This is a genomic window from Streptomyces sp. CNZ287, from assembly GCF_007827615.1.
In genome coordinates this window covers 1-3052 of the sequence record NZ_VISV01000046.1, presented here as the reverse complement: position 1 = coordinate 3052, position 3052 = coordinate 1, and the positions used below count along the sequence as shown (strand labels likewise).

Below are 3052 nucleotides of genomic sequence, written 5' to 3'. Positions count from 1 at the left end.
GGTGGGTATGCGGACAAGGTCGCCGACGATCTGCTGTACGAGGCGGATGAGGTGCTGTCGCCGAAGACGAAGTCGAACCTGATCGAGTCGTTCGCGAAGGCGGGTGAGGTCGACGGTACCCAGTACGGTATCCCGTTCGTGTCCTCGGCGCGGTTGATGTTCTACAACAAGGACGTTCTCGACGCGGCTGGTGTGGAGGTCCCGCGGACCTGGGACGATGTGGCCGCCGCGGCGGAGAAGATCAAGGATGAGAAGGCTGCGGAGATCCCGTATGCGCTGCCGCTGGGTCCGGAGGAGACGCAGGGCGAGTCGATGATCTGGGAGATCGGCAACGGTGGCGGTTACACCGACGCCGAGGGCAACTACACCATCGACAGTGCGCAGAACGTGGAGACGTTCGAGTGGTTGAAGGAGAATCTGGTCGACCCGGGTCTGACGTATGAGAACCCCGCGACCACGGACCGTAAGACGGCCTTCGCGGACTTCGCTGCCGGGAAGGTGGGGATGCTCAACGGGCATCCGACGCTGATCCAGATGGCGAAGGACGGCGGTGTCGACTACGAGGTGGCGCCGATCCCCGGCAAGGACGGTCCGCTGGATTCCACGCTGGGTGTGGCGGACTGGATGATGGCGTTCAAGGACGGCGGGAAGCAGGAGGAGATCAGGAAGTTCCTGGACTTCGCGTATGCCAAGGAGAACACGCTGAAGTTCGATGAGATGTACAACCTCATGCCGGTGACCACGGACACCCTTGAGGAGATGCAGTCGAGCGGGAAGCACAAGGACCTGGAGCCGTTCTTCGAGGTGCTGCCGGCCGCGCAGTTCTACCCGCTGGGCAGCACGAGCTGGGACGTGGTCTCCGCGGAGATCAAGAAGTCGGGCGGCAAGGCCGTCTCGGACGACCCGTCCAAGGTGCTGGGCGAGCTCCAGCAGAAGGCCGAGGAGACCGCCGCCGACATGGGCGAGTGACCCGGCACCCGTAGGTGACGCACCCTCGGTGAAACCGCGCCGGGCCGGGCCGCCGCGCCGTATGCCGCGCGGCGGCCCGCCCCGGGGGCACCCTCACCCCCGGGCGTCCCTCGTGCTTGCGCGCGGCCCGTGCACGATCGCGTCGCCGCGTCCCCTGTAGCCCCCCGTGCGGTCCCCTCAGCCGCCGTATCCGCAAGGAGTTTTCCCGTGCCCGTCACGGTCAAGGAGCCCGCGGCCGCTGCCGGTCCCGGGCCCGGCGGGCGGAAGACCGGGCCGCAGCGCCGCCGCCGTCGCGGCGGTCTGGCCCGGCTCGGCCCGCTGCCCTGGATTGCCCCCGCCATCGTGCTGATCGTCGTGGTGGTGCTGTGGCCCATCTACGAACTGATCCGCACCTCGTTCCTCAACGTCAGCATCAGCGGCTTCGTCCGCGGCTCGGCCGGCACCGAGAAGTACCGCCGGCTCTTCGACGAGTCCGGCTTTTCCAGCGTGCTGACGATGACAGTGGTATGGACCGTCGCCGTCGTCGGCGTCACCATGCTCCTCTCCCTGGGCCTGGCCCAGCTCTTCAACAAACCCTTCCCCGGCCGCACCCTCACCCGCTGGGCGCTCATCGCACCGTGGGCCGCCTCGGTGCTGATGACCGCCATCGGCTTTCGCTGGATGCTCGACCAGACCGCCGGCGTGCTGAACACCCTGATGACCGACCTCGGCCTCATCGACGGACCCAAAGACTGGCTGGGGGACCCCGCGACCGCCTGGCCGTGGATGATGTTCGTCGCCGTCTTCGTCTCCCTGCCCTTCACCACCTACACCCTCCTGGCCGGCCTGCAGACCATTCCCCATGAGGTGTACGAGGCCGCCCGCATCGACGGCGCCAACTCCCGCCAGACCTACTGGCGCGTGACCGTCCCGCTGCTGCGGCCCGCGTTCCTCGTCGGCTTCGTCATCAACCTCATCAACGTCTTCAACTCCTTCCCCGTCATCTGGGCCATGACCAAAGGCGGACCCGGCAGCGACACCGCCACGACCACGGTCTTCATGTACCAGCTCAAAGACACCGACATCGGCGAGTCCGCCGCCATGTCCGTCGTCAACTTCGCCATGGTCGTCGCACTCGTCCTGATCTTCCTCAAGGTCAGCCGCTGGAACAAGGAGGACGCATGACCCTCCCCGCGCCCTCACACACCCCCGAAAACGACCCCGTCACCAAACAAGCCGACGCGAAAGACGGCGACCGCGGCAGGGCAGCCAAAAGCACCAAGAACGCCAACAGCCGCAAGAGCGCCGCCACACGCAGGAAGTACGGCCCCCGCACCCTGGTCACCGCCGCGAGCGCCTGGATGCTCGCGGTCATCTTCATCGCACCGTACCTGGAGATGATCATCACCGCGCTGCGGCCCGCGGACGAACTCCGCGACCGCACCTACCTGCCCACCTCCTTCGAGTGGAACAACCTCACCGACGTGTGGAAGGAATCCACCCTCGGCGACAACCTCCAGGTCACCCTCCTCATCGCAGGCGGCGCCACCCTCCTCGTCCTGCTGGTATCCCTGCCCGCCGCCTACTACACCGCCCGCGTGCGCTACCGCGGCCGCAAAGCATTCCTCCTGCTGGTCCTCGTCACCCAGATGTTCCAGCCGACCGCGCTCCTCATCGGCCTCTACCGCGAGTTCCACCAGCTCGACATGCTCAACTCCACCTGGACACTCATCCTGGCCAACGGCGCCTTCAACCTCGCCTTCGCCATCTGGATCCTCACCGCCTACATCTCCTCCATCCCCGCAGAACTGGAGGAAGCCGCGATGGTCGACGGCACCGGACGCTTCGGCGCACTCTTCCGGGTCACCCTCCCCCTGGCCATGCCCGGCGTGGTCACCGCCCTCATCTTCACATTCATCTCCACCTGGAACGAATTCGTGATGGGCCTCACCCTCATGACCGAACCGGAGAAACAACCCCTGACCGTCGGCATCAACAACTTCATCGGCAACTACACCGTCGAATGGAACTACCTCTTCGCCGCCTCCGTCGTCGCCATCATCCCCGTCGTCGTCCTCTTCGCCTTCATCGAACGACACGTCGT

General features: G+C 66.1%; 3 protein-coding genes. All 3 read left to right on the top strand.

Annotation, left to right across the window (positions count from 1 at the left end):
* On the top strand, nucleotides 1–969 hold a 969-nt coding region (locus tag FB457_RS35005), incomplete at its 5' end, for an extracellular solute-binding protein (protein WP_145784707.1).
* 207 nt (nucleotides 970–1176) lie between these two features.
* A complete protein-coding gene (locus tag FB457_RS35000) occupies nucleotides 1177–2133 on the top strand; it encodes a carbohydrate ABC transporter permease (RefSeq protein WP_047014239.1) in 957 nt (318 codons plus the stop codon).
* Nucleotides 2130–3052: ABC transporter permease subunit (locus FB457_RS34995; protein ID WP_186462107.1), on the top strand; the 923-nt coding region annotated here is incomplete at its 3' end. The genes FB457_RS35000 and FB457_RS34995, both read left to right, overlap by 4 nt.